We start from the raw sequence: 3651 nt of genomic DNA, 5'->3' as shown, positions 1-3651 counted from the left end.
CTGGTGTTTCCTACCGCATTGGTTGCAAAGTATTTAGTACCATCGGGTCTAACTAAAATAACGGCAGGCGACCCAGGACGTCTAAAAAATATTAATTTTATTTCATCAATTTTGTCATCTATACGAAAACGGTTATCCAGTAACGGTATTTCATTTTGTTTACCGCTGCCTTTTAACTCTTCAACTTGTTTAACGCTGTGTGCATCGGGAATGAAGCACGCGGCGATTAAACACAGTGAAACTACTAATAGCGTTTTCATAATAGTGCCTTATTCAGCGCGCCATAAACAATGGCCGCCCTCCTTTTGTACAATGTCTAAACGTGATTGATGTGCGCTTTGCTCTGCTTCGCTTGCTGCTATAACAACCAATGGGGCTCTATCGCTGTTTAAGCGCCTAATGCCGCCCTTTTGATCTTCACTTGAGTCATCTTTATTTTGATTTAGATTTAGCTTTACTTGTCCCCCGGTCATTGCCAGGTAAACATCGGCTAAAATCTCAGAATCCAGTAAGGCGCCGTGTAACGTCCGCTTAGTGTTATCAACATCGTAGCGACGGCAAAGCGCATCCAGGTTGTTCTTTTGTCCTGGATGCAAGTCACGCGCCATTTTAAGGGTATCAAGTACCCCACAAAAACTATGGGTGTTTTGATAACCTTGATTTAATAACGCAAATTCATTATCCATATGGCCAATATCGAACGGCGCGTTATGAATAACGAGTTCTGCGCCTTTAATATAGTCAAAAAACTCTTGGGCAATATCTCGAAAAAGCGGTTTGTCACGTAAAAATTCGTTGGTAATACCGTGAACATCGATTGCTTCTTCTTCAATGCTGCGTTGTGGATTTATGTAAACGTGAAAATTATTGCCGGTTAACCGACGATTCATTAGCTCCACACAGCCTATCTCAATAATACGATGCCCTTGTTTAGGGTCGATGCCGGTGGTTTCTGTATCTAAAACTATTTGTCTGCGTGCCATATCGAATTAAGCCTGACTCTGGTATCTTTCTATAATCACTTTATTGTACATAATATCAAGGTAAAACAGTGCAAAAAACCGTAGAGATTTACACCGATGGTTCGTGTTTAGGTAATCCAGGCCCCGGTGGTTATGGTATTTTTATGATTTATGAAGCCCATGAAAAAAAATTAAGTCAAGGTTACAAACTCACAACAAACAACCGCATGGAAATGCTAGCTGCTATTGTTGCGCTAGAATCACTTAATCGTTCATGCCCTGTTACCCTGACTACCGATAGCCAATACGTAAAACAAGGCATTGAGTCGTGGATCACCAATTGGAAAAAACGCGGTTGGCAAACCTCTGCTAAAAAGCCGGTTAAAAATGTCGACTTATGGAAACGTCTCGATAAAGCCTGCGCCGAGCACGATGTTACTTGGAAATGGGTAAAAGGTCACAGTGGCCATAAATATAATGAAATTGTTGACGACCTTGCCCGTGATGCGGCCAGCGGCAAAAACTTAATTGATGATGAAGGTTACCAACCGTAACCCTCAATATCGCTCTATTTTTTATTTTGCTGATAATGTTGCTTTGAGGTCTGCCTAAGCCCTACCCCTTTTATTGGCGCAAATTGTGGCCGTGCATGCCACTTAGGTTTTATTGGCGTAAGTGGCGCAACACGCTTTCGTGCCACCAGCAAATATACACTGCCCATAGGTTTTAAATATTGCTTGGTAAAGCTGCGCCAAAACGCAAACCGCGACAACCGGTTACCGCGTGCCAACGATGAATAAATAAATCGCTCATCGGCCACAATTTCAAATCCGAGTAAATTAAGCCAGTCTTTAACGCGTGCAGGGGTAAAAAAGCGCCCTGTCCACGGTAGTTTTTGACCACTAAATGGCAGTAATTGCGCTAACCCACAAAAGCTAAACGGATTAAACCCGGTAATGGCAATATAACCGCCGGGAATAAGCGTACGATGAGCCTCACGTAATATATGATGCGGATCTGAGTGATACTCTAAACAATGGCTCATAATGCACGCATCTATACTGTGCTCATAAAAAGGCAGTTCGTCTATGTCAGCCACCACTCCGGTATAAGGGCCTGGCTCTGCAACGCATACTTGATGCTTAATGGAACTTTTGCTGGTATCTAACTCGCCACTTAAATTACCCAATTTAAGCATATGATAGCCAAACATACGCGGTAGCCACGGCGACAATTTGCGTTCTATATCACAACGTAAATGATCACCATGCGGAAACTGCTGCCATGACAACGGTTTGGGTCCTTCTTGAAAACTAAAGGCTGGTTTCATTGTATAAGCTCGTTATAATATTAATTAAATACCACTTTATAGAGCAACGATACATGGTGCAAGTCAAAGCAATTAAAGCCTTTTCTGATAACTACATTTGGTGCTTAACCACCGAGCATAATAACCAAGCGTGGGTGGTTGACCCCGGCCAATCTGCGCCGGTCACTGAGCATTTAGCACAGTATAATTTAACCCTAGGCGGTATTTTAATAACGCATCATCATTATGATCACACTGATGGCGTTGCCCAATTAGTAAAACAGTATCCAAACGTTGAGGTTTACGGCCCAAGTAACAGTCCATTTAAAGGAATAACAGAGCCTTTAAATGAAGACCAAACGATTACCGTTTTAGGCACCTCATTTAATATTATCACCACGCCTGGCCACACACTCGATCATATTTGTTATGTTAATGATGCACTTGCTTTTACTGGCGACACATTATTTAGCGGTGGTTGTGGGCGCTTATTTGAAGGCACTCCAGAACAAATGTGGCATTCATTTAATAAACTTAGTGCACTACCGAGTGATTGCAAAGTGTATTGCACTCATGAATACACCCAGGCGAATTTGGCGTTTGCAAAAGACTGGATTCCGGCATCGCGGCTGCAAAATGCACCCTCTTGGCACTACATAATGAGCGAGCAGTGGCGTTATGAGCGAGAAAGCTCAGTCTACGCACCAATTCCTGAAAACACGGCAGTTGGAGATACGGCAGACATTGCCAAGGGACACACCGCGGACACACAAGTTCAAGCTGTGCGAAATGGCTGGCTACCGTTTTATCCGCAGTTTGAAAAACCGAATCACGAGATTCTTAACGACGCAAAAGCTGCGGGAGCGACCAACGAAAAAGAAATTTCGGATTATGTTGTCAAACAACTAACGGACAAGAAATTACAGTTTTCGGTTGAAAACCCAAGTAAACCTGAAAATTTCCCGAGAGTCTGGTTTATCTGGCGCGGCAACGCTCTAATGGCAAGTGCCAAAGGACATGAGTATTTCCTTAAATATTATCTAGGAACACACCACAACGACGTTGCCGAACAATGTGCCGAAGGTTCTGTAAAGGACATAAATGTTGAGAATCCGCCGGCTGAAGGCAAGATGGACTTAGTCGTTGATTTGAACTTCCGTATGGATACGTCAGCACTTTACTCGGACATTGTCTTGCCTGCCGCGACCTGGTATGAAAAAGCAGATTTGAATTCGACGGATATGCATTCGTTTATACATCCTTTATCGGAAGCGGTTCCGCCATCTTGGGAATCAAAGAGCGATTGGGAGATATTTCGGGGACTGGCGAAAAAGGTCAGTGAATTATCGGAAGAACATCTTCCGAATCCGGGCGAGGATT

The 3651-nt window shown here is 43.2% G+C and carries 4 protein-coding genes and 2 pseudogenes; 3 read left to right on the top strand and 3 right to left on the bottom strand.

Annotated features, from left to right (window positions below; genetic code table 11):
• Positions 1 to 260: pseudogene (locus tag Q0688_RS23795) on the bottom strand (TIGR03503 family protein); the annotation flags it as partial.
• 9 nt (positions 261 to 269) lie between these two features.
• Positions 270 to 983: a DNA polymerase III subunit epsilon gene (dnaQ, locus tag Q0688_RS23790; protein ID WP_069439989.1), complete on the bottom strand. Its 714-nt coding sequence runs from the start codon at positions 981 to 983 to the stop codon at positions 270 to 272.
• A 68-nt stretch (positions 984 to 1051) separates the two neighbouring features.
• On the opposite strand from dnaQ, the gene rnhA reads away from it, so the two are divergent.
• Positions 1052 to 1516: a ribonuclease HI gene (gene rnhA, locus Q0688_RS23785; RefSeq protein ID WP_299083161.1), complete on the top strand. Its 465-nt coding sequence runs from the start codon at positions 1052 to 1054 to the stop codon at positions 1514 to 1516.
• A 14-nt stretch (positions 1517 to 1530) separates the two neighbouring features.
• On the opposite strand, the gene Q0688_RS23780 is transcribed toward rnhA, so the two are convergent.
• Positions 1531 to 2292, bottom strand: coding sequence for a class I SAM-dependent methyltransferase (locus tag Q0688_RS23780; RefSeq protein WP_069439990.1), 762 nt, complete (start codon positions 2290 to 2292; stop codon positions 1531 to 1533).
• Positions 2293 to 2345: 53 nt separating this feature from the next.
• On the opposite strand from Q0688_RS23780, the pseudogene gloB reads away from it, so the two are divergent.
• Both gloB and Q0688_RS27700 read left to right on the top strand, forming a co-directional pair.
• Positions 2346 to 2879 (top strand): annotated as a pseudogene (gene gloB, locus Q0688_RS27705) (hydroxyacylglutathione hydrolase); the annotation flags it as partial.
• Between the two features lie 51 nt (positions 2880 to 2930).
• On the top strand, positions 2931 to 3651 hold a 721-nt coding region (locus Q0688_RS27700; RefSeq protein ID WP_367179831.1), incomplete at its 3' end, for a molybdopterin-dependent oxidoreductase.

The organism is uncultured Paraglaciecola sp. (genome assembly GCF_937123705.1).
In the GTDB taxonomy this organism is placed as follows: Bacteria; Pseudomonadota; Gammaproteobacteria; order Enterobacterales; family Alteromonadaceae; genus Paraglaciecola.
Note: the sequence above shows the minus strand (reverse complement) of the source record. Positions and strands in the feature narration are given on the sequence as shown.

What these genes read in the sequence shown, in the direction of transcription:
- dnaQ (WP_069439989.1), bottom strand. Translation starts at nt 983, where the DNA reads ATGGCACGCAGACAAATAGTTTTAGATACAGAAACCACCGGCATCGAC.
- Q0688_RS23780 (WP_069439990.1), bottom strand. Translation starts at nt 2,292, where the DNA reads ATGAAACCAGCCTTTAGTTTTCAAGAAGGACCCAAACCGTTGTCATGG.